The sequence below is a fragment of the Ruegeria sp. CG4 genome, from assembly GCF_056537185.1.
Genome location: NZ_JBQFRB010000003.1, coordinates 1 through 21,490, shown reverse-complemented (window position 1 = coordinate 21,490; position 21,490 = coordinate 1). Strand labels below are relative to the sequence as shown.

Genomic DNA, 21,490 nt, shown 5'->3' with positions numbered 1-21,490 from the left:
CCCGGTACGGTGACGCTACTGCGTCTCGTTGAGAACCGGCTTGATCTCTTCCAGTGCGCGGTCGAACGCATTCAGGGTGTCCGTGACATCATCGTCATTATGCGCGGCCGATGTCACGGCGCTCATCGCGGACATCAGGTCAACGCCGTTGCGGTTCAGAGCATCCTGTAGCCCCGCGACCAGCTTGGGTGCGGGTCCGCGAATGGTCGCGGCGGGTATCCCGTCCATCGACCCTTCGTGCGGCCCGAACCAAAGGTGGAACGTCGAGCTTTCGCCATAGCACAGCCCTTCGATTCCGTGTTTGGAGAACAGCGCGTTCACGCCACTCCGAATATCCGCCGCGATCCTGTCCGCATGGGCCTGGGCCGAACCATCCGCCAAAAGGTCCATCATCACCGATCCGGTTGCGGCAACGATGGGTGCCCCGTTGAAGGTTCCCTGGTGCAGCACAGCCGGGGTATGTCCCCGGGTCGTGACGGACGGGTCGAGCATCGCCATGACCTCGGCTGTGCCGCCGACGGCACCGCCCGGCATACCGCCGGTGACGATCTTGGCCATGGTCGTCAGGTCGGGCGTGGTACCGGCCAGCGCCTGACGCCCACCTGGGGACCAGCGGAAGCCAGTGATGATCTCATCCAGGATCAGCAGGCCGCCATTTCGATGCGCGGCGGATTGGGCGGCTCCCAGAACCGCCTGCGCCATCGGCACTGCACCGTAATTGGCGCCCGAGGCTTCGACAATCACCGCAGCATAGTCCTTGGTGGCGAGCATCCTGTTCAACATGTCCGCATCAGGCGGGCAGATGTCGGTCAGCGCTGCGACGGCTGCGGGAACGCCCAGTGATGGTGGCAAGTCCGATCCCGGTTTTGCCCCCTTCAGAACGTGATCATGCCAGCCATGGTAGTGCCCGTCCACGCGAAGGACCTTGTCACGGCCAGTGAAGGCGCGGGCGATGCGCAGGGCCAGCATCGTTGCTTCGGTTCCGGACGCTGTGAAGCGGACCCGCTCTATTGACGGAATCAGATCGCAGATCTTGCGTGACCAGTCGACCTCGCTCGGGTTGCAGTCAGCCGCAAAGATCGCTTGCGCCGCTTGCCCCTGCAGGGCTTTGACAATTTCGGGGTGGCAATGGCCCATCATCTGGCTGGCCGCACCCATCTTAAAATCGATATATCGATTGCCATCAGCGTCCCACTTATGCGCGCCCAGCGCACGGGTGATATAGATCGGGTTCGGCAAGCGCCAGCGATAGCGGTGTGAGATGCCCCCGGGCATCGATTGTCGGGCTTGCTGAAACAGGTCACTGGATTTGGTCATCTGTCCTTCTTGCCCTTCACCAAATTTGCCCGCCGCGGGCCGAGTGGCCCCGGCTGTCAGCACGTTTCTTTCCAGCAGCGTCGGCCCGCGCGGCCTCAGCCAGATGCCGCGATGTCGAACAATCGACTGCGCCCGCACCAAAGATCGCATCGCGCATGTGACCAGCCACGCCACCCTCCTGCTTTTCAGCCACTCTGGCGACAAGGAAACAATCGGGCAAGACGACTTTTCGGTAACGGGTTCTCCGGCCTTCCGGTGCTGCAGAACGGACCAGGCAGGCTTGGCTTACAAAGCCCTTGGCCACAGAGCCCGATGTGAGGCGCGTGCATCTACGTGGGCGCGAAACGGACAGAGCGTTGCCGATCAGGTGGATGGGAAAACGGCTGTTTTCTTTACCGTTCCATAGACAAAGCTGGTATCGATGGAGGCAATACCGCCAATCGGGTGTATGCGATTGCGGATAAAGTCTTCGTAAGCCTCGAGATCCGAAACAAGAACGCGCAACTGATAGTCCATGGCGCCGGTCAGCACATGGCATTCGAGAACTTCCTCGATCATCCGAATCCGCCCTTCAAAATTCTGTACATCCGTTTCGTTGTGCCGCTCCAGCCGGATACGCACAAAGACGGTAATAGCCATCCCGTATGCGGCGGCGTCCACATCGGCGCTGTATCCCTTGATGATCCCACTGGCCTCAAGGTTCTTGACCCGGCGCAGGCAGGGCGACGGAGAGAGGCTGACCGCATCCGCAAGATCCTGATTGGTCATGCGCCCATCCCGTTGGAGCGCACGGATGATCTGTCTGTCCTTGACGTCCATTTTCCTTCCCACGATTGGCAGATCCTGCCAATTTCGACCTCAATGTTAGTATAATTCGCAACCCTTCACCCAAAGTAAAGGCGCAAACTGGCTTCAACTGGAATCAGGAGTTTGTCATGACCCGTTCAACCGGCTTTGCTACCCGCGCCATCCACCATGCTTACAACCCGTTGGAAAATGACGGCGCGCTGACCCCGCCGCTGCATTTGACCTCCACCTTTTCCTTCGAAACGGCCGAGGCCGGCGGCGAGATGTTCGCAGGTGAACGCCAAGGCCATATCTACAGCCGTATTTCGAACCCCACGTGCGATCTTCTGGAACGCCGGATTGCGGTGCTCGAAGGGGCTGAGGCCGGGCTGGCCCTTTCCAGCGGCATGGGTGCCATTACCGCAGTGCTTTGGACCCTGCTCTCGCCAGGCGACGAAGTTATCGTCGACAAGACACTCTATGGCTGCACCTTTGCGTTCATGCGCCACGGGTTGGCGAAATGGGGCGTCACGATCACGCATGTCGATATGACGGACCCTGAAAACCTGCGTGCCGCTGTGTCGGACAAAACGCGTGTGGTCTATTTCGAAACGCCGGCAAACCCGAATATGCGGCTTGTAGATATTGCCGCCCATGCAAAGATCGCGCACACGGTCGGCGCAAAGATCGTGGTCGACAATACTTATGCCAGCCCATATCTGACCCGACCGATTGAACACGGTGCCGACATCGTTCTGCATTCCGCCACCAAATACCTTGGCGGGCACGGAGACGTGGTTGCTGGCCTGGTTGTAGGCTCGGCGGAACAGATTGCCGAGATCCGCCTGGTCGGGATGAAGGACATGACCGGCGCGGTGATGGCGCCCTTCAACGCGATGCTGATCCTGCGAGGGCTGAAAACCCTGAATTTGCGGATGGACCGTCACTGCGCATCGGCTGAAGTTGTCGCCGAATATCTTGAGGCCCACCCCGCTGTCGGTGACGTATCTTTCCCTGGTCTCAAGAGTTTTGCCCAGCAGGATGTTGCGCAGCGCCAGATGTCGCAGCCCGGAGCCATGATTGCGTTTGAAATCAAATCCGGCCTGTCCGGCGGGATCGAATTCATGAACCGACTGACCATGATCCAGCGCGCAGTCTCGCTGGGTGATGCGGAAACCCTGATCCAGCACCCGGCCTCGATGACCCATTCGACATACACCCCGGAAGAGCGGGCCGAGCATGGAATCAGCGATGGCCTGATCCGCCTGTCAGTCGGGCTTGAAGACGTCGAAGACATCCTTGCAGACCTGGAGCAGGCTTTGCCCTACCCTGCCCGCAGCGCCGCCTGAACCCGGAGACCGCCATGCACATTGATCCCACCCAGTTGAAAATCGTTGAACAACGCCTGCTGTGGTTGTCGCATTGGATGATCCACCATGCCAACCATGTCCGGCCCAAGGTGGATGGGATCAAGATCGGTGGTCATCAGGCCTCGTCCGCCTCGATGGTATCGATCATGACGGCGCTCTATTTCTCGGCCCTGCGGCCGGAGGACAGGGTCGCCGTCAAACCCCACGCGTCGCCGGTCTTTCACGCGATGCAGTACCTCATGGGCAACCAGACCCGCGAGAAAATGGAAAACTTCCGCGGATTTGGCGGTGTTCAGAGCTACCCCAGCCGAACCAAGGATATCGATGACGTAGACTTCTCGACCGGATCAGTGGGCCTGGGTGTCGCAATCACCTCGTTTGCCTCGATCATTCAGGATTACATCAAGGCCAAAAGTTGGGGCGCAGACGCCCCGTTGGGTCGCATGGTTGCACTGGTCGGCGATGCCGAGCTGGACGAAGGCAACATCTACGAGGCGTTGCAGGAAGGGTGGAAGAACGACCTGCGCAACACCTGGTGGATCATCGACTACAATCGCCAGTCACTGGATGGGATCGTACGCGAAGGGCTGTTCGAGCGGATCGAGAAGATCTTTGATGCTTTTGGCTGGGATGTCGTTCGCGTGAAATACGGCGTCCTGCAACGCGCTGCATTCGAAGAGCCCGGAGGGGACCGGTTGCGGAACTGGATCGACGCCTGCCCCAATCAGGACTATTCGGCCCTGACGTTCATGGGAGGTGCGGTGTGGCGCCAGCGCCTGATGGATGATCTGGGTGATCAGGGAGACGTTACGGCGCTTATCGAACGGCGCACGGACGCGGAACTGGCGGCCTTGATGGAAAACCTCGGCGGCAACTGCGTCGAGACCATGTCCCGGACCTTTGCCGCGATCGAACATGATCGCCCGACTTGCTTTCTAGCCTATACGGTAAAGGGCTGGGGCACGCCCATTGCCGGTCACAAGGACAACCACGGCGGGTTGATGAACAACAGTCAGTTTGCCGCGTGGCAGGCCCATATGGGCGTGCTTGAGGGTGAGGAATGGAATCCGCTCGCTGCAGTCGAGAACCCTGAAGCCCTGAAAGACTTCCTGTCCAAAGTGCCATTCTTTGCCAAAGGTCCGCGGCGCTATCTGGATGACAAGCTGGATGTGCCACCAATAGGGATCGACATCAGCCGCGAGATTTCAACCCAGATGGCTTTCGGAAAGATTCTGGACGCCTTGTCCAAGGGCGATAGCCAACTGGCCGAACGCATTGTGACAACGTCGCCTGACGTAACCGGCACCACCAATCTTGGGCCGTGGGTGAACCGTCGCAAGCTTTTCGCACGTTCCGAACAGACCGACGCCTTTGTCGAACATCGTATCCCCTCGACGGCAAAATGGGAGTTCACGCCGGAAGGGCAGCATATCGAGCTCGGGATCGCTGAAATGAACCTGATGCTGTTGCTGGGCGCGGCGGGTCTTTCGCATTCCCTGTTTGGAAAGCGGCTGATCCCGATTGGAACGGTTTATGACCCCTTTGTCTGCCGCGGACTCGATGCATTGAACTATGCCTGCTACCAGGACGCGCGCTTCATACTGGTGGGCACGCCGTCGGGGGTTACACTGGCTCCGGAAGGTGGGGCGCACCAGTCCGTCGGCACCCCCCTGATCGGGATGAGCCAGGATGGGCTGGCCGCATTTGAACCCGCCTTTGCCGACGAGTTGGCGGTGATCATGGAATGGGCCTTCGACTACATCCAGCGCGACGGCGAGGGACAACCGGACGAGCGCACCTGGCTGCGTGATGAAACCGGAGGGTCGATCTACCTGCGCCTGACGACCAACCCGATCGAACAGCCCGGCAAACGCGTGGACGACGAATTCCGTCAGGGTGCGATCGATGGAGCGTATTGGCTACGCAAACCTGGACCCAATTGCGAGGTCGTAATCGCCTATCAGGGGGCAATTGCGCCAGAGGCGATCAAAGCCGCAGGAGCAATTGGTGAAGGCCGCCGGGACATCGGTGTTCTGGCCGTCACGTCCGCCGATCGGTTGAATGCCGGATGGACCGCCGCCCAACGGGCACGGTCACGCGGAAACAAGGCGGCGCTGTCCCACATCGAAGCCCTGATGTCTGACCTTCCGCGTCACTGCAAACTGATCACGGTGATCGACGGGCATCCTGCGACCCTGTCCTGGCTGGGGTCCGTGCATGGACATCCGACGATTCCAATGGGTGTCGAGCACTTCGGTCAGACCGGCACGATCGGCGACCTCTATCGTCACCACGGCATTGACGCCGATGCCATCATCGAAAAGGTGAGCGGATTGACTGATGGTAAACCAATGCACCAACCGAGCATCAGCTTTGTTAGGTACTAACACCCTCTGATCGCAGCGTTTTGCAGGGTGAGGCCCCTTGGTCAAAGACGTCTCACCCCGGCGCGAAATTGCGATCCAAGTATTGCCGGTTTGATTTTGACCAGCTTGCGCCGATCCTTGCAATTCGGACCGGACCTCTGGGTCTTCTTCTTGATCCCGGAAACCATCTCCAATCCGACGGCAACCGGGCTGTTGCTGTTCGGAAATCAATTTGAAAAGGCCAGCCAAATTTTCAACCTGCTATCCGTGACCGAATTCCTTGTCCGCGAAACCATCCACGAGGAAGTCAATCAGGGTCCGAACGCGCCGTGGCAGGAAGGGCATTTCCGGTCGCAGTACGAAGACCCCACCGCCGGCGCTAGGCTCCGCGTGATCCGACAGAACCGGACACAGGCGACCTGTGCGCAAGTCGTCGGATATCAGAAACTCCGGCAACCACGCTATGCCGCGTCCCGCACAGCACGCCGAACGGAGCGCTTCCAGACTATTGCAGGAAAACCCCGACCCGAGCCGCGACATGCCGCCACCCGTTCGTTTGAAGCCCCAATCCGACAGATATTTTGCCGGCCCGAGGCGCAGGCATCTGTGCGCAGTCAAGTCCTCGGGTTCCAGTGGAACTCCGCTCCGCTCAAGATAACCGGGCGCGGCACATGGGATCCGCTGATTGTCCATCAGTTTCCGTGACACGAGGGACGAGTCCGGCAAGATGCCGCTGCGGATTGCGAGATCGAAGCCGTCGCCCACCAGATCAATGATCTTGTCCGTCAGCAACAGCTCGATTTCGACCTCGGGATTAAGCTCCATGAATTCGATCACCAGAGGGACGACATGTAATTGGCCAAGAGCCGCCGAGCTTGTCACACGGATCACACCGCGCAAGTTACCGGCATCATCGGCAATGTCCTCTTCCAAGGCTGTCAGGCGGGCAAGAAGATCCCTCGCTTCCTCTACATATCGTTGTCCGGCCTCCGTCAATGCCATGCGCCGGGTCGAGCGGACAAGAAGCGGCACCCGCAACCTCTGCTCCAACAGGTGCACCCGTTTGCCCACCGCAGACGGGGTGTACCCCAACACTCGGGCCGCGGCCGAAAAACTGCCGTGGTCAACCACGGCCAGAAGGATTTCCAGTTCCGTTTTTTGCGACATTTATTCCAAAAACTATTAAAAGTTGATCCAAGATACCGGATTATCGGCGCAAACTTTCCAAATTATCTATGGTGGAGGCCAATAAACCAAGGAGAAATACCTTGCCCATCGCTTCGAACACCTCCCTTTTTAGCCCGTTCACCCTGCCGAACGGGCGTGTTTTGAAGAACCGGATCGTCAAATCGGCCATGTCGGATTCGCTGGCGGATGGCCGGGGCAACCCGACCGCCGCCCAGATGCGTCTCTATGAACGCTGGGCCGAGGGTGGTTTGGCGGCGTCGATCATCGGTGAAGTGCAGGGGGATCCGCGTTACCCCGAAAAACCGGGTAATCTCGTGCTCGACGAGGCGGCCGATATGGCGGCTTTCAGGGATCTGGCCCGCCGTGGCTCGGTCAACGGGGCGCAGCTTTGGCTGCAACTTGGCCACGCCGGGGCGCTCGCGCATCGACCGATCGGTCATCCCAAAGGCCCAAGCGCTATCGATTTCCCTGATTTCAGCAGTGAAGCCATGTCGCTTGCCGAGATCAGGACCATTCCAGAAAAATTTGCCCGCACAGCCCGTCGGTCTGCCGATCTGGGGTTTGGCGGTGTCCAGATCCATGCAGCGCACGGATTTTTGTTGAGCCAGTTCCTCTCTCCCCTCTTCAACCGTCGAACGGATGCCTATGGTGGCCCGATCCACGCGCGGATGCGGTTGCTGATCGAAACCGTTGAGTCTGTGCGCTCTGCGGTGCCGTCTGATTTCACAGTCGCGGTCAAACTGAGCGCCACTGACCAGCTTGACGGCGGACTGACGGAACAAGACGCGCTCAGGGTGGTTGCCGGGTTGGACGGCAAAGGCGTCGATCTGCTGGACATCAGCGGTGGGACCTATTTTCCCGGCGCGCCATCTAGTTCCGAACGGTCAACCAAAGGTCCCTACTTCCTCGACTTCGCGCGCGCCGCACGGCGGTTGACCAAGACCCCACTCATGGTGACCGGAGGGTTCAAGCATCGATCAGAAGCAGACGCCGCAGTCAAATCAGGGGATGTGGATGCGGTCGGCATGGCACGCGGTTTCATCCTGGACCCTGATTTGCCCAGCACTTGGCAGGCTGGGGAAAGTGACCCGGTCTTCCCTCGCTTCGCCACTTTGCCGTCGGGTGGGATGACCGCATGGTTCACCATGCGAATGACGGATTACGGAGAAGATCGGGACGGGCCGGTGGATAGGGATATTTTCCAGGCTATCGCCGAATATGAAAACCGCGACGATCAGCGTGTAGGGATTTGGAACGAGAAGTTTGTTTGACCCTCCTGCCTCCGAACACGTCGGGCATAATCGACGAGGGCGCAGATACTGTCGTGGCTTCTACGCCGATCTATTCCGAAAAGCGCCAACACCGCAAACCACCGTCTATCCAACAGATGTTTTGGGAACTTCCGCAATGTTGGCTTCGCACCTCTGAAACCAATCAAAAAAAACGGACATTTGTCCCAGGTTTGCTCGACCCTTCAAAGCGCGTGAATGTCGAACGGATCAGAGAAACCTTTGATCTTCGTTCCGCCGAATGTCTTCTCCACATGGGCGCCTTCCAACAGCCCCAGTGTTTCCTGATCTATCAAAATTCGGCTACCGGTTCGCTGGGTTTCCGCTTCAAGACGGGCCGCAAGGTTTACGGTCGATCCGATGCAAGTATACGTCGCCCGGTTGTCCGTGCCGGCATATCCGGCAACAACCTCGCCGGTTGCGATTCCGATGCCGATCTTCAAGGCATCTTTCCCTTCCGCGCGCCGTTCGAGATTTAACATTTCGATCATGTTGTGCATCTCATGCCCCGCCGCCACGGCACTTTGCGCAGAGTTGGGCAGGTGTTGCGGAACCCCGAAAAGCGCCATCAAACCGTCTCCCAGCATCAGGCTGACAATGCCTCCATTGCTGGTCACAGCCTCGAACATCAAAGTGTAGAAGGTATTGAGCAGATCAATGGTTTCCTCCGGCGCGAGGTTTTCCGACAACGTCGTGAAGCCGCGGATATCGCAAAACAAAACCGACGCGTTGGCACGTTTTCCGCCGATGGCAAAGCCAGACGCTTGCAGGTCCTGGGCTACTTCGGTGGTTGCAAAGCGTTCAAGCAGACGTTTCTGTTCGTCCCGCAGTCTTTTCTTTTCGAGGCCACTGGAAACGCGTGCACTGAGAAGCGTCTTGTTGACCGGTTTCGGCAAGTAGTCTTCGGCCCCCAATTCAATGCAGCGCACCACATTGTCGAGCCCTTCGACAGATGAGGTCACAATCACTGGCAGATCGCGCAGGTCGGTGTCCGACTTGATCGCCTCAAGAACCTGGAATCCGTCCATTTCCGGCATTTCAATATCGAGAAGAAGCAGGTCAAAAGGCTGACTGGACAGCATCTCCATTGCAACCCGACCGTTTTCCGCCACCGAAGCCTGGTGACCCAAAAGCTCGACATTCCGGGACAACAGCAAGCGATTGACCTTGTTGTCGTCGACAATGAGCAGATGTCCGGGGGCGTCAGTCATCAACCAAGCTCCGAAGCGCCGCTGCTGCGGAGTTAAGGGCCGCCTCCAACGCGTTCGCATCCGTAAGATCGCCGGCCACGGGCGGCTTTCCAAGCTCGACTTTCCTGGCCAGTTCAGCAAGCGCCGTTGCACCAAATGTGTTTGCATTGGATTTGATGGAATGTGCGGCCCGACGGTATCTGTCGGCATCGGCCGCACCCGCAGCTGCTTTCAATTCGCTAATCATTCCGGGGGCTTCGTCGAGAAAGGTGTTCACAAGCTCGGCAGCAAAGTCTTCGCCTGTCGCGTCTTTGAGTTCCATGAAGATTTCATGATCAATTGGGTTATCTGTCATGGATCACCTTCTTGTTCGGGGGGAGTTCAAAAGGGCTTCAATTAAAACGGGGACTCGGATCGGTTTGGTGATGTAATCATCCATACCGGCGTCCAGACACATCTCGCGATCGCCCTGCATCGCGTTCGCAGTCATGGCAATTATGCGAGGACGGCTGCCATCGGGGAACGCCTTGTTGATCCGGCGGGACGCCTCCAACCCGTCCATTTCGGGCATCTGCACATCCATGAACACGACGTCGTATGTTTGCCGGTTCACGCTTTCAACGGCCTCAGCGCCGTTGCTGGCCAAATCCGCACGATACCCCATCTGCTCCAACAGGCGGAGGGCGAGTTTCTGGTTCACCAAATTGTCTTCCGCCAGCAATATGCGCAGGGGGTGGCGCTTTGCCATATCGGGGTCTGTTTGGGGTTTGTCCGGGGGTTTGGCCACTTTCAGTTGCACCTTTTGGGTCGCAAACAATGTGACCAACGTATCGAATAGCTGCGATTGACGTAATGGTTTGGCAAGGTTGGCGGCAAACAACCCATCCTCAAGATCCATGTCGCGCTGGCCGAGTGAACTGAATAGGATCATCGGCAGTGCCGGCTGCTTTGTGCGGATCTTTCCTGCAAGTTCCTCACCATCCATTTCCGGCATATGCATGTCGAGGATGGCCAGATCGAACCGGTCGGTGTTACCGAGCAGGCCCAGCGCTTCGGACGGAGTTTCACACGTCGTGGTTTGGGTGCCCCACTTCTCGGTTTGGAGAGCCAGGATTTTGCGATTGGTGGCGTTGTCGTCCACCATCAGAATGCGTTTGCCCTCAAGCTCGGGCTGAACGCCAACCAGATTGCGAGATGATGACTTCACTGGTTTCGCCGCTTTGGCCCGGATCTTGAACACAAAGGTAGAACCACGCCCTTCGCCTTTGCTTTCCGCCCACATTGTCCCGCCCATAAGCTCTGCAAGACGCTTGGAGATCGCAAGACCCAGACCAGTGCCACCATATTTGCGGGTCGTTGAACTGTCTGCCTGGCTGAAAGATTGAAACAGACGGCGCATGCCCTTGTCAGACAGGCCTATTCCGGTGTCGCGAACTTTGAACGTGAGTTCCAGCGCGCCCTGCTCCTTGGCTGTTCGCTCAACGGACAGAACCACTTCGCCGCTTTCTGTGAACTTCACGGCGTTAGACAGAAGGTTCAGCAGAATTTGCCGCAGTCGGGTCAAGTCGGCGCTGATCGCCGGGGGCAGAGCGTCGTCGAACTCATAGGCCAAATCGAGCTGTTTTTCGGCAGCTTTGCCGCTGATTAAATCCAGCGCGCTTTCTATGCATTCACGCAAATCGAACGGATGGTTCTCGATATCCATTTGCCCGGCCTCGATTTTTGAGAAATCGAGAATTTCGTTGATGATACCCAATAGCGCATCGCCGCTGTCGCGGATCGTATTGGCATAATCGCTCTGCTCCGCATCCAACTCGGTATCCATCAAAAGCCCGCTCATCCCGATCACGGCGTTCATCGGAGTTCGGATTTCGTGGGACATGGTGGCCAGGAAGGCGCTTTTGGCTTCGTTGGCCTCTTCCGCGGCCTTGCGCGCTTCTTCAGCTTCTCGGAATAGGCGCACATTCTCAATTGCTATGACAGCCTGGTCGGCGAAAGACTCCGCCATGGCGATATCGTCATCCGAAAATGGCTTTTTCGTTTTCCTGATGAACACAAGGCCACCCAGGCAGGTGCCGGCACGCATCAACGGAACACCCAGGTAAGCCTCTGTTCCGTTTTCCTTATGCAGTTTTTTCGCCAATCTCGGCAGTTCATGTGATGAAAAATCGGAAACATGCCGTGTTCTTCCCGACATTAATACCGATGACTGGAAATTGTCTTGTGGATCAAGCGGGTGACGGGACTGTCCGAAGTCGCGTATCAACCCGAGCGGTGAAGCCACGGCCACTTGCCACCAGGATGACTCATCGGCCAAGGTTGCAATCGCCATATCACACGAAACAAGCCGGGTCGCGGACTCTACGATCATTTCAAAAACAGGCGTTGTATCCGTAGGCGATTGGCTGATCACCCTTAGTACATCAGCACTCGCCGTTTGACGCGCGAGCGCAGTTTGCGTGTCATTGAACAATTGAGAATTCTGGATCGCGATAATCGCCTGCGACGCGAATGTCTCCATTTGCTTGATTTGCTTTTCGTCAAAAGCAGAAGCCGTTCGGCTGCCCATGCTGATGACACCAATTGTGGCACCGTCACGTATCAGAGGCACGGAAAGAACGGATCGATACCCTTCGAGGTTCGACTTCAGAACCGGATCATAAAGAGGGTCTGCCTGCGTATCCTCGACATAGTCGGCCTGTCCACGAAGAAGTGCACGCGCGGTCGCCGATGAGTTCCCCGGTTCAAATGGGTGCGCCTTCAGAAACTCGGTAAATCCGTCTGACAGGTTGTGCCCCGCAAAGAAATGATACTTCCCGTCCTCTGGTTTCTTCAAGGCGACGAAGGCATCCTGAAGACGGCAGATACGGGACGAAACTGCCAGCAACGCTTCCAGCACGGGTTCCAATGCGTCAGGAGATCTGGAAATCACCTCGAGAACTTCAGTCGTGGCAGTCTGGTACTGCAAGGCCTCTTCGACTTCTGCGGTGCGCGCCTGCACTTCCTCGAAAAGCTGCGTGTTGTTGATGGCGATCAGTGCCTGAGACGCAAAGGTTTCCAAAAGGCTGATCTTTTTGTCGTTAAACGCCGAAGCCTGCCGGTGCGCCATGACGATGACCCCAAGCGTCAGACCGTTTTTGACAAGCGGAACGCCCAAAGTGGTCAGGTAATCGCCCATCTCGGCCGCTTGTTTCCATGTGTAAGTCGGATCGTTGCGCGTATCCTCGATGTAGACTGTTTTTCCATGCAACGCCGTTCGCCCTATGCACGAGCCTTCTTCCGGAGCTATGGGGTTGTCTGACAGGAACTTCAGAAACGCATCGCTCACGTTGTGGGACATGACCACCCGGTACAGCCCGTCGTCTGGGTCCCGCATCGCGAAGAATGCATATTCAGGCGAACATATGCGCGAAGAGACCTCGAGGATGGCATCCAGCACCGGCGGCAGATCATTGGGCGAGCGGGAGATGACATCCAGCACTTCTGACGTGGCTGTCTGGTACTTCAGTGTCTCTTCCACTTCGGCCGTACGTGCCTGAACTTCTTCGAACAACTGGGTATTGTTGATCGCAATCACGGCCTGGGCCGCAAAAGTCTCTAATAGAGAGATCTGCTTTGAATTGAATGGCGCGACCTTGTCGTGGCAGAGCACGATCACGCCGACCACCACTTTGCCCTTGATCAGCGGGACGCCTAACAGCGAACGGTACTTTCCGATGCGAGCTGCCTCTTTCCATGCGTATTCGTCAGCTTCCGTGTCCTTGTAATAGACTGTTTCCCCTCGGGCTGCTGTTTGGCCAATTCCGCTCCCGTGACCGGCCGGAACAGGGTTGGCCTTCATGAACTTCATGAAAACACTGTCAAAATCGAGCATGATGTCCGTGTGGTAAAGATTGTCTTCCGGATTGAGGATCGAAATCGCTGCGTATTTTGGTTCGCAGATCCGGCTTGCGACCTTCAGGATTTCCTCAAGTACCGGCTCCAACTCGTTCGGAGAGCGCGATATGACCGACAACACGTCTGACGTGGCGGTCTGGTATTCCAGCGCTTGCTCTACTTCCGCAGTGCGTTTCTCAACCTCGCGGAATAGGTTCGCGTTTGTGATGGCGATAATGGCCTGGTCTGCGAAAGTTTGAAGCAATTGAATCTGTTTCTTGGAAAACCCGGAAACTTCCGGCGACCCGAGCGATAATACGCCCACGACCTTGCCGTTCTTGACCAACGGCACCCCAAGCAGTGATTTGTATTCACCGACGCCGCTTTCTTCCATCCATGTGTAGGACGGGTCCGCTTCGACATCTTCGATATAGATTGTGCATTTGGACAGAATGGCCCGCCCGCTTACACCGCTCTCACTGGGCGAAATAGGGTGTGATTTGACGTAGTCCGCAAAAGCCGTGTCCTGAGTGAGCGTCGAGTGAACGTGAAATAGTCCGTCGTCCGGATTCAACATCGCAACATAGGCATCCTGCAATTCGCAGATGCGCGACGCCTCTTTGAGGATGGCATCGAGAACGGGGGACAACTCGTTTGGCGACGCCGAAATAACCCGCAGCACTTCAGATGTGGACGTCTGGTATTCCAGCGCTTGCGTAACTTCTGCCGTGCGGTCCTGGACCTCCCGAAACTGGCGAACATTCTCCATTGCTATCACAGCCTGGGCCGCAAAGGTCTGGACCAGAGCGACGTCGTCATCTGAGAACGGTGCAACTTCACGGCGATAGAGCACGATCACCCCAAGTCCGGTGCCGCCTTTCATCAACGGAACCGCAAGAACCGAGCGGGCTCCTTCGATCTCGACCATTTGAACCCGTTTCGGGTCGCGGTCCCGGTAATAAAGCGGATCATCGGCGATGTTGTCCCGACGAATGACCTGCCCATCGACCATGGGCCTGATTGCGATCAGTTCCGTACGTGTCAAAGGCTCGGTGAATTCCCTGAGCGCTTCATCAAAATCGGTTCTCGCGCCAATATTGGCCGGGATCGTCGCAAGCCCGCGTTCGTGATCAGCGACACACAAGAAGGCCAGCGGTGCCTTGCACAAACGGCTGGCATTTTCGAGAATGCTGTGGAAGACCGGCTTGTCGTCGTCGCGGCTGCGACTGATGACTTCAAGGATTTCTCGCGACGCTTTCTCCCGCTCAAGCCGTTCCTGAACTTCGCGAAACTGGCGCGTGTTCTCGATGGCAATCACCGCGTGTCTGGCGAATTCATCGATTAGGTGAACGTCAGGGTCGGCGAATGGGCGCACCTCGCGGCGGCTGACCGCGATGGCCCCGATGGCCTGCCCCCCCTGCATCAACGGAACTGCAACGCGGGACCGAATGCCTTCTACCTCAACCATCGCAACCGCCGTTGGATTGCCCGAGCGATAGTAATCTGTGTCAGCTATATCGTCGACGCGAACTACCTGACCTGTTCTTATCGCGATAGCGGCTGTAAACGAACCTTCGAGAGGCCACTCCGTTCCTATTTCAGCCCCTTCTTTTTGGTGACCCCAAGCCGCCACGAGCCTTCCGCAGGTTCCAGCAGAGTTTACCAGAATGAGTGCGGCCTGATCCGCACCACAAACCTGAGTGGCCTGCTGAAGAACCACCTCAAAGACCCGCGCATCGTCGTCCCGGCTTTTGCTGATCACTGTCAGAACTTCCCGCGTCGCCGTTTGGCGTTCCAACTGAGTGTGCAGCTCTGTCATTTGGCGTGTATTGTCGATGGCGATGACAGCCTGAGCTGCAAAGCTCTCGACCAAAGCAATCTCGTCATCGGTGAAAGGGCGTACTTCGCGCCGATAAATCCCGATGACGCCAACCGGGTCGCCGTCCACTGAAATCAGAGGGACTGTCAGAAACGAGCGGACACCTTCTTCATCAACCAACTGACGGCGCCAAGGGTCCCCGTTAATGTAATGGTCTGTCAGGCGTAAATCGACGTTGTGAATAACCCGCGCTTCCCGCACAGACTCGGCAATCTGAAGATTTGAGTCCAACGACCAGCGATCTACACCGACCTCGTACGTGGCCAATTGATCGCCGTAATGGGCGGCGTATTCTAGATGCGTTCCCGCTTCATTCAAAAGGCTCAGCGTCGCGACATCGGTTTCACACAGCCGGGCGGTGTTTTCGAGGATCGTTTGAAAGACCGGAGCTTCATCCTCCCGAGAACGGCTAATTACCTCAAGCACTTCGCGCGTGGCGCCCTCGCGCGCCAGACGGGTCTGCAATTCGCGGAATTGGCGAACATTCTCGATTGCGATCACGGCTTGCGCGGCGAATGTTTCCACCAGCCGAACCTGATCATCGGTGTATGGGCGCACTTCGTTTCGCGCCAACATCAAACACCCGATTGCCGAGCCATCCAGTTTCAATGGAACAAACAGATTGCTGCGGCATCCATGTGTGTCGACAATCAGCTTAAAACGCTCATCACCGGACTTGTGAAAGTCGGTATCTCCCATATCGACAACGCGTTTGGTCTCGCCGCTGAGAATGGTATCGGTCACAAGGGAATTGCCCGGCTCCATGGTGTACTTACCGTCGAGCCAGAGCTGTTGAATGTCCGGGTGCAGATTAACGCTGGCCACCAGTTGCTGAAGGGCATCCCCTTCTCGCCCCAGAACCAGACCGGCGAAGAAAGCGTCGCAGAGATCTTTTGCCAGCGTTACAATCAGATCGCAGACCGGTTGCACGTCATCCTTGGTCTCGGAGATTGCCTGCATAACCCGCGCAGTCGCTTCGAACCGCGCCTGCTGATCAGCGACGCTGAACCCCTCAATTTGCGCGGATGACGACGCAGGACCTGCCGTCTCTCCTGATGGTCTTTTTTCACCCACGTGAGGTTAAGCTCCCCAGTCAACTCATGAAAAGTACCAGGTTCGAGTTTAGAGAGCATGAGATAGAAGTCACTGAGTTTTCTTCGCGGGTCCCGGAATCAGCGTTGCCCCGCAAACAGCCCAAGGGCACATGATCTGATCATTTCAGATGAGCCGTGCCAAAACACACATGACGAAGCGAGCTGCCGTCGGCACCTTTTTCAGGTGTTCTGTTAGCACTTCATTGAAAAATCTGGATTCAACAAAGAAAGCGTTTGGGACTTGTCGATGCGTGTGCTCGACATGCGCGCGTTGAATTGTGTTGGCAACAGCGATCCCATCATCTTCGGGAGAAAGGTATTCCGTCGTTCGCGCCTATCGCAAACTGATCCGCACGAGCCTCAGGCGGAGGCGACGTCCTTCATTTGGATGAGCTGAATGAGATTTCCGCACGTGTCATCAAAAACAGCCATGTGAACTGCCCCCGCATCCATCGGTTCGGTGACGAAATCCACGCCCAGATTTTTCAGCCTCTTGTACTCAGCATCAAGGTCCTGGACCTGAAATGAATGTGCGGCGATGCCGTCTGCAACAAGGGCTGCTTTGTAAGGCCCCACCGCCGGGTGGTCGCTTGGTTCAAGCAGCAACTCAGTCCCTTCGGGATCTTCCTTTGATACGACCGTCAACCAACGGTTTTCGCCCAATGAGATATTGTGCTTGACCTTGAACCCCAGGGTTTCAGTGTAAAACTTCTCAGCTTTGTCTTGGTCATCAACAAATATGCTGGTTACGTAGATTTTCATGTCTTGGATCCATTTGGTTTGTAATTTGTAAGCCATGATGCGGCCGCGATGTGCTCATCGCTCACGCGCAAGGAGTGCGTTTTTGTCCGACCCTTCCATTCAACTTCGATCAAGCCTGCCTTCTCCAACACCGCCAGATGCTGGGAAACCGTCTGCCGGGACAACGCAACACCATCCTCCGCAACCGATGCGGCGCAAACTTCGAACAGCGACTGGGCAGGTTGCCTGCTCAGACGGTCGATGATGCGGCGGCGGGTGCTGTCGGAAAGTGCCTTGAAGATTAGGTCGAGCTGATCATCTTTCATGGCTTCAATATGCAGCAACATTACTGCATGTTTCTTGCGCCGAAAGAGACGTTCACGAGTCCTGCGAAGATGCCAGAAATGGGCGCGCCAGGACTATTTTTCATACAACTTGACACATGACGGGCGGATGACTAAGTCGACAACCGCCTGAGGCATACCGCCTCGTGCAACGGAGATTTTATGAAAGAGACCCGGGCCTAACGCCCGTTCCTGGCGACCCAAATTCAGGAACACCAACATTGATAGGCACACTCACGCGCGATGCTGAGTGAACCTGTTTCTGTGCTTTCGTAAGATCGAGACATCCCAATGAATATATCAAAGCACGAACAGCGTGTTTTGCACGAGCTCGCCCTTGGCGGGTCGATCCATCATGAGCGCCTGGAAAACGGCAAAATCCACGACGTCATTTGTTACACGCGCGACGGTCATGTCTTGACCGACTGCAGCCTTGGCGTCTTCAAGCGCCTTTTGAAGCGCCGCTTCATTCGTTCGAAAAACGGCAGTCCTTACCGCGCATCCGCGTTGGGGATCAAATCCGTGCGTGCGCAAATGAACCAAAGATAGGAAAGAAAAATGAACCATATGAAAATCGAAGTCATCGGGCTTTTTACCCAAGTTCAAGTTTGTTCCGACAAACAAGCAGACACCGTACTCCTGAGCTTTTGACCCTGTCGCAATTCTGGATGCAGCTTGAGTTGAGGCCCGGAACCGCAAAGCTGCTCAATGGCAAGGCCATTGCGGTCGCACTGATCATGCAGCCGGAGATGACAAAGTAATCTTTGGTTAGGCTCTGTAGTCTGCACATACCCTTCGCCATCCATTTGGCGGAGGGTTCATTGAGCTGCACAATGCTCGATCTTCTTTAGGGAAATACGTCTTCCACCTCGGCTATTGGCCTAAACTCGGTGCAGGGAACTGGCAAAATCTTGCCGGGGAGTTGGCAACCCTCTTTTCATTTCGGATTGGATCACCGTAAAAGCCTCGAAAGTCTTCGAACAGGCAAAGAAGCGACTTGCACACCAGCGCCCGCAAAACGAATACGAACCGGCCGATTTTGCTCGGCACTGCCCGAACCGCGATTGCGTTGGGGCTTTTCATTCTTGTTTCTGCCTGTGCCCAAAACCCATCCGAAAGGGAACTCAATCCGGAACGTCAATCGATGGCGTTGCGAGAGGTTTCAAAAAAGCAGGCCCGGGGGCAAAGGGTGTGGTGCGTACCCTATGCACGAAACCTCAGCGGCATCGAAATTCGCGGCAACGCCAAGGACTGGTGGGGCAAGGCGCACAATATTTTTCAGCGGGGCAATGAACCGGTTGTCGGTGCGGTGATGTCGTTTCGGGCTACCCGAGGAATGCCGTTGGGCCATGTGGCTGTCGTGTCCGATATTGTCACCGAGCGGGAAGTTATCGTGAACCACGCGAACTGGCACCGCAATAAGGTATCATTGAAAATGGGCGTCAGGGACGTATCCAAAAACAATGACTGGACGCTGGTCCGGGTCGAAAGTCAGCCGGGCCGGTATGGCAGTTTCTACCCGGTGAACGGATTCATATATCCGATCGCCACCAAGTAGCCCAACCTAATTTCTCTTCTCGTTCGCCGTAAACCCGTAGAATACCCCGCGCGCAATTCTCATCCCGGTCGTTAAGCGCGGTCACTGACCGTCCTCGCACAGAAGACGAACGGTTGCGTCGTTCGACATCTCGAAAAATGCAAAGCTTGATTTGAAAAACCCGTTTCGGTCCGGCAATAGCAATTGGTAAGTTTTCACCCGAACGGCGTTACCAGAAGGCAACCAGACAAAACTTCGCCGACATTTATTGAGCTTTGATCTCCGACAATGGGAGGTTACCGTGGCCAAAGCTTTGGGCCAAAGATGCAAAGCTTTGGGCGAAATGCAAAGCTTTGGGAGCACCTACACCTGTGTAGGGATCCCCATAGCACTGCATTGCCATCATTGATTTTGTTCAGAAAATTTGGGTGTCTTCGCCCATAATTCCGCGCGACGTTTGCGCATAACTTTGCACAATTTGCCCAAAAGTTGGCGCGGTTCACGATACACGCTCAACTGGCGATTGTCGTAACTCGACTCTATCAACTTATACGCGCCGAAGATCAATCAAGGGTAGATTGTTATAGGAGCAATTCAAACCATAGTCGAGTCAGCTTTGAATTCGCTAAGCTGATTTTCTTGCAACCATATCTCTAGCAGTTGCAAAGTCATAAGCCTCCGGACTTGGCCCATCTTTTCTCAACCGAAGGAGTCTTTCTTTTCCTTCTGTCAGGCTCGGAATATGGCCCGCCTGGATCGGCCAGATGACATAGCTTGGCTCACAAACATGTTCAAACCACTCCGCCCTGCGATCAAGAAATTGACCATGGACGGTCTTGTGAACAAAGTGTTTCAAGTATTCAAAGTTCTGCCAAGTTGACAGTGTCGCCAGAGCGACGTGTGGCCGACCAAACAATGCACCCGTATCGTTTTCCGGGAGATCATAGCCTTCTCCTTGAAGGCGCCAGATAAAGCCCTTGGATCGATCTGCGACCGCGTTCAGACGATCTGAGTTGTCCTCGAACCCAGCAATACGGGGATCGCCTGGAGGGTGTAGCAAGTACCCCATGTTCATTTGTGCAATATGTTCCACAGAATATCTCCGCCGCTGAAAGTGGCTATTACAGTCACCAGCAGTTCTGACTCTGTCCAGTGATATTAGATCTATGGCATACAAACCGGCACGTAGGTTCAAGGCCGACGCTGATCGCTCAATTCGTCCTCTGCGGTTTATTCATTTGTCAAATAGCGAACGAATTGATCGTTCTCGGATTGCCGCTGACGCCGGCTTCTTCAGGCGTTCCCAAACCAAAATGCCCCGTCCCTGCTTCCCCCCGAAAACGACCTTTTTCGCCGTCAATTCCAAACACTCGCCGATTGGGGCCATGGTTCGCAATTTGTCCTGCCCGGCCCAAGATGCTTCGGTCTCAGCATGCACCCAAAAAAACGCTTCCAGAACGCGCGCCCAACAACTGACCTGGCAATACCAGGTGCAACACGGACGACGCGCGTACCAATGCCGCCTGATCAGTCAGTTGCAAAGCAATAAAACAGGCCCGCCCCGCCAGAACGCGGCAGATGCTCTTCTCCGCATCCACGCGAGCCGTGCGATGAGTTCCAGGACACCATGTTTCGAGCGTCATTGAGACCGATACGATCATGATGCCCAACAATCGCAGACCCGTCCTCGCTATTGGAAGTCCAGTTACTGCAAGTCGTGTCACCACCTGCCGTCGAGAAGTATCCCGCAGAATCGGAGCCGGTCAGAATGTCATGTTTATTCGGCTGACTGCCACGCCCATTGACGGGGTTACCATTTTCGTCGAGCGCGCTCTGTAGACTAATGTTCACGCTTTCGCTGTGCAGGTCTTCAACATTGTTGGCGATGAGCTCTCCATTGGCATTGTGCCAGGGGCCCGATCCGATCCGGTCGCGTGCAGAAATGCCATTGGTGATTGTCATCGGGTCGGTGCTGCGATCAATGGACATTGAGGTGCTCAGATAGGCCGCAAATGTTTTGGAAGAACCGGCCGCGGAAGCGAGTGTATTGCAATGGGCATCGGCGCCTTCGAGGCCGCCTAGATTAGCCCCGTCCCCCTTGCCCACACTAGTGATGAAAAACGACATCTCCTCACCCGCCGATTGCGCCTGTGCAGCCGTTGCGAAACAGCAGATTAAGAGTGCAGCAACCCCATGGGCAGTTGTTCGTTTGGTGAACTTCAACATTTGTGTCTCCCTTCGTGCTGTGTAATCACTGATGCTAATCGCAAGCTCCGTTTGGGTCCACGGAATAGCGCTCACGAATTAGGGAACATGGCAGCGCAGCAAATAAAATAAAGAACGCGTGACCTCCTAACGACAACGCGCATCAATATGCCTGATCAGAGAGACTGAGAACACGAAAAATCTGCACGGGGTTACCGATCAGCCCCGCTTGTGTGGTCCAATTTGATTGTTTGTGCATGATTGGCCTTTGGTCCATCTGAACGATGGTTTCCGGGGCCGGTGGTTTA

16 protein-coding genes are annotated in these 21,490 nt (G+C 56.1%); 5 read left to right on the top strand and 11 right to left on the bottom strand.

Annotated features, from left to right (window positions below; translation table 11 throughout):
* Positions 1-15 precede the first annotated feature (15 nt).
* From ACR0J2_RS09545 to ACR0J2_RS09535, 3 genes are all read right to left on the bottom strand, one after another.
* Positions 16-1,317, bottom strand: a complete 1,302-nt coding sequence (locus ACR0J2_RS09545; protein WP_480812407.1) for an aspartate aminotransferase family protein — start codon at positions 1,315-1,317, stop codon at positions 16-18.
* Between the two features lie 16 nt (positions 1,318-1,333).
* Positions 1,334-1,510: a hypothetical protein gene (locus tag ACR0J2_RS09540; protein ID WP_170817304.1), complete on the bottom strand. Its 177-nt coding sequence runs from the start codon at positions 1,508-1,510 to the stop codon at positions 1,334-1,336.
* Between the two features lie 170 nt (positions 1,511-1,680).
* Positions 1,681-2,136 carry an Lrp/AsnC family transcriptional regulator gene (locus tag ACR0J2_RS09535; RefSeq protein ID WP_480812406.1) on the bottom strand — a complete coding sequence of 152 codons (456 nt, stop codon included), beginning with the start codon at positions 2,134-2,136 and terminating at the stop codon, positions 1,681-1,683.
* Positions 2,137-2,252: 116 nt separating this feature from the next.
* Here ACR0J2_RS09535 and ACR0J2_RS09530 point away from each other — a divergent pair, with 116 nt between their 5' ends.
* Together ACR0J2_RS09530 and ACR0J2_RS09525 are read left to right on the top strand one after the other, a co-directional pair.
* A complete protein-coding gene (locus ACR0J2_RS09530; RefSeq protein WP_480812405.1) occupies positions 2,253-3,452 on the top strand; it encodes a methionine gamma-lyase in 1,200 nt (399 codons plus the stop codon).
* Between the two features lie 14 nt (positions 3,453-3,466).
* Positions 3,467-5,860 (top strand): 1-deoxy-D-xylulose-5-phosphate synthase N-terminal domain-containing protein, encoded by a 2,394-nt coding sequence (locus ACR0J2_RS09525; RefSeq protein WP_480812404.1) that lies wholly within the window; start codon positions 3,467-3,469, stop codon positions 5,858-5,860.
* Between the two features lie 240 nt (positions 5,861-6,100).
* Here the strand turns inward: ACR0J2_RS09525 and ACR0J2_RS09520 are convergent, their stop codons facing one another.
* Positions 6,101-7,006 (bottom strand): LysR family transcriptional regulator, encoded by a 906-nt coding sequence (locus ACR0J2_RS09520; protein ID WP_480812403.1) that lies wholly within the window; start codon positions 7,004-7,006, stop codon positions 6,101-6,103.
* A 101-nt stretch (positions 7,007-7,107) separates the two neighbouring features.
* Here ACR0J2_RS09520 and ACR0J2_RS09515 point away from each other — a divergent pair, with 101 nt between their 5' ends.
* Entirely contained in the window at positions 7,108-8,298 is a 1,191-nt protein-coding gene (locus ACR0J2_RS09515; RefSeq protein ID WP_480812402.1) for an NADH:flavin oxidoreductase/NADH oxidase family protein, read from the top strand.
* Between the two features lie 203 nt (positions 8,299-8,501).
* On the opposite strand, the gene ACR0J2_RS09510 is transcribed toward ACR0J2_RS09515, so the two are convergent.
* The 5 genes from ACR0J2_RS09510 to ACR0J2_RS09490 form a co-directional block, all read right to left on the bottom strand.
* The gene (locus ACR0J2_RS09510; RefSeq protein ID WP_480812401.1) at positions 8,502-9,527 is read right to left on the bottom strand and encodes an adenylate/guanylate cyclase domain-containing protein; all 1,026 of its coding nucleotides are present in this window, start codon (positions 9,525-9,527) and stop codon (positions 8,502-8,504) included.
* A complete protein-coding gene (locus ACR0J2_RS09505) occupies positions 9,520-9,861 on the bottom strand; it encodes an Hpt domain-containing protein (RefSeq protein WP_480812400.1) in 342 nt (113 codons plus the stop codon). Before ACR0J2_RS09505 ends, ACR0J2_RS09510 begins: the two co-directional genes overlap by 8 nt.
* A 3-nt stretch (positions 9,862-9,864) precedes the next feature.
* Entirely contained in the window at positions 9,865-16,335 is a 6,471-nt protein-coding gene (locus ACR0J2_RS09500; protein WP_480812399.1) for a GAF domain-containing protein, read from the bottom strand.
* Between the two features lie 380 nt (positions 16,336-16,715).
* Positions 16,716-17,153, bottom strand: a complete 438-nt coding sequence (locus ACR0J2_RS09495) for a VOC family protein (RefSeq protein ID WP_480812398.1) — start codon at positions 17,151-17,153, stop codon at positions 16,716-16,718.
* Positions 17,114-17,443, bottom strand: a complete 330-nt coding sequence (locus ACR0J2_RS09490; RefSeq protein ID WP_480442099.1) for an ArsR/SmtB family transcription factor — start codon at positions 17,441-17,443, stop codon at positions 17,114-17,116. The genes ACR0J2_RS09495 and ACR0J2_RS09490 overlap by 40 nt, the downstream gene beginning before the upstream one ends.
* A gap of 288 nt (positions 17,444-17,731) precedes the next feature.
* Between ACR0J2_RS09490 and ACR0J2_RS09485 the strand changes: the two genes are divergently transcribed.
* Together ACR0J2_RS09485 and ACR0J2_RS09480 are read left to right on the top strand one after the other, a co-directional pair.
* Positions 17,732-17,989 (top strand): YjhX family toxin, encoded by a 258-nt coding sequence (locus tag ACR0J2_RS09485; RefSeq protein ID WP_170805862.1) that lies wholly within the window; start codon positions 17,732-17,734, stop codon positions 17,987-17,989.
* Positions 17,990-18,584: 595 nt separating this feature from the next.
* Positions 18,585-18,998, top strand: coding sequence for a CHAP domain-containing protein (locus ACR0J2_RS09480; RefSeq protein ID WP_480812397.1), 414 nt, complete (start codon positions 18,585-18,587; stop codon positions 18,996-18,998).
* Positions 18,999-19,602: 604 nt separating this feature from the next.
* Here the strand turns inward: ACR0J2_RS09480 and ACR0J2_RS09475 are convergent.
* Both ACR0J2_RS09475 and ACR0J2_RS09470 read right to left on the bottom strand, forming a co-directional pair.
* Positions 19,603-20,070 carry a DUF3291 domain-containing protein gene (locus ACR0J2_RS09475; RefSeq protein WP_480812396.1) on the bottom strand — a complete coding sequence of 156 codons (468 nt, stop codon included), beginning with the start codon at positions 20,068-20,070 and terminating at the stop codon, positions 19,603-19,605.
* A gap of 434 nt (positions 20,071-20,504) precedes the next feature.
* Positions 20,505-21,203 (bottom strand): hypothetical protein, encoded by a 699-nt coding sequence (locus ACR0J2_RS09470; RefSeq protein WP_480812395.1) that lies wholly within the window; start codon positions 21,201-21,203, stop codon positions 20,505-20,507.
* Positions 21,204-21,490: the final 287 nt, after the last annotated feature.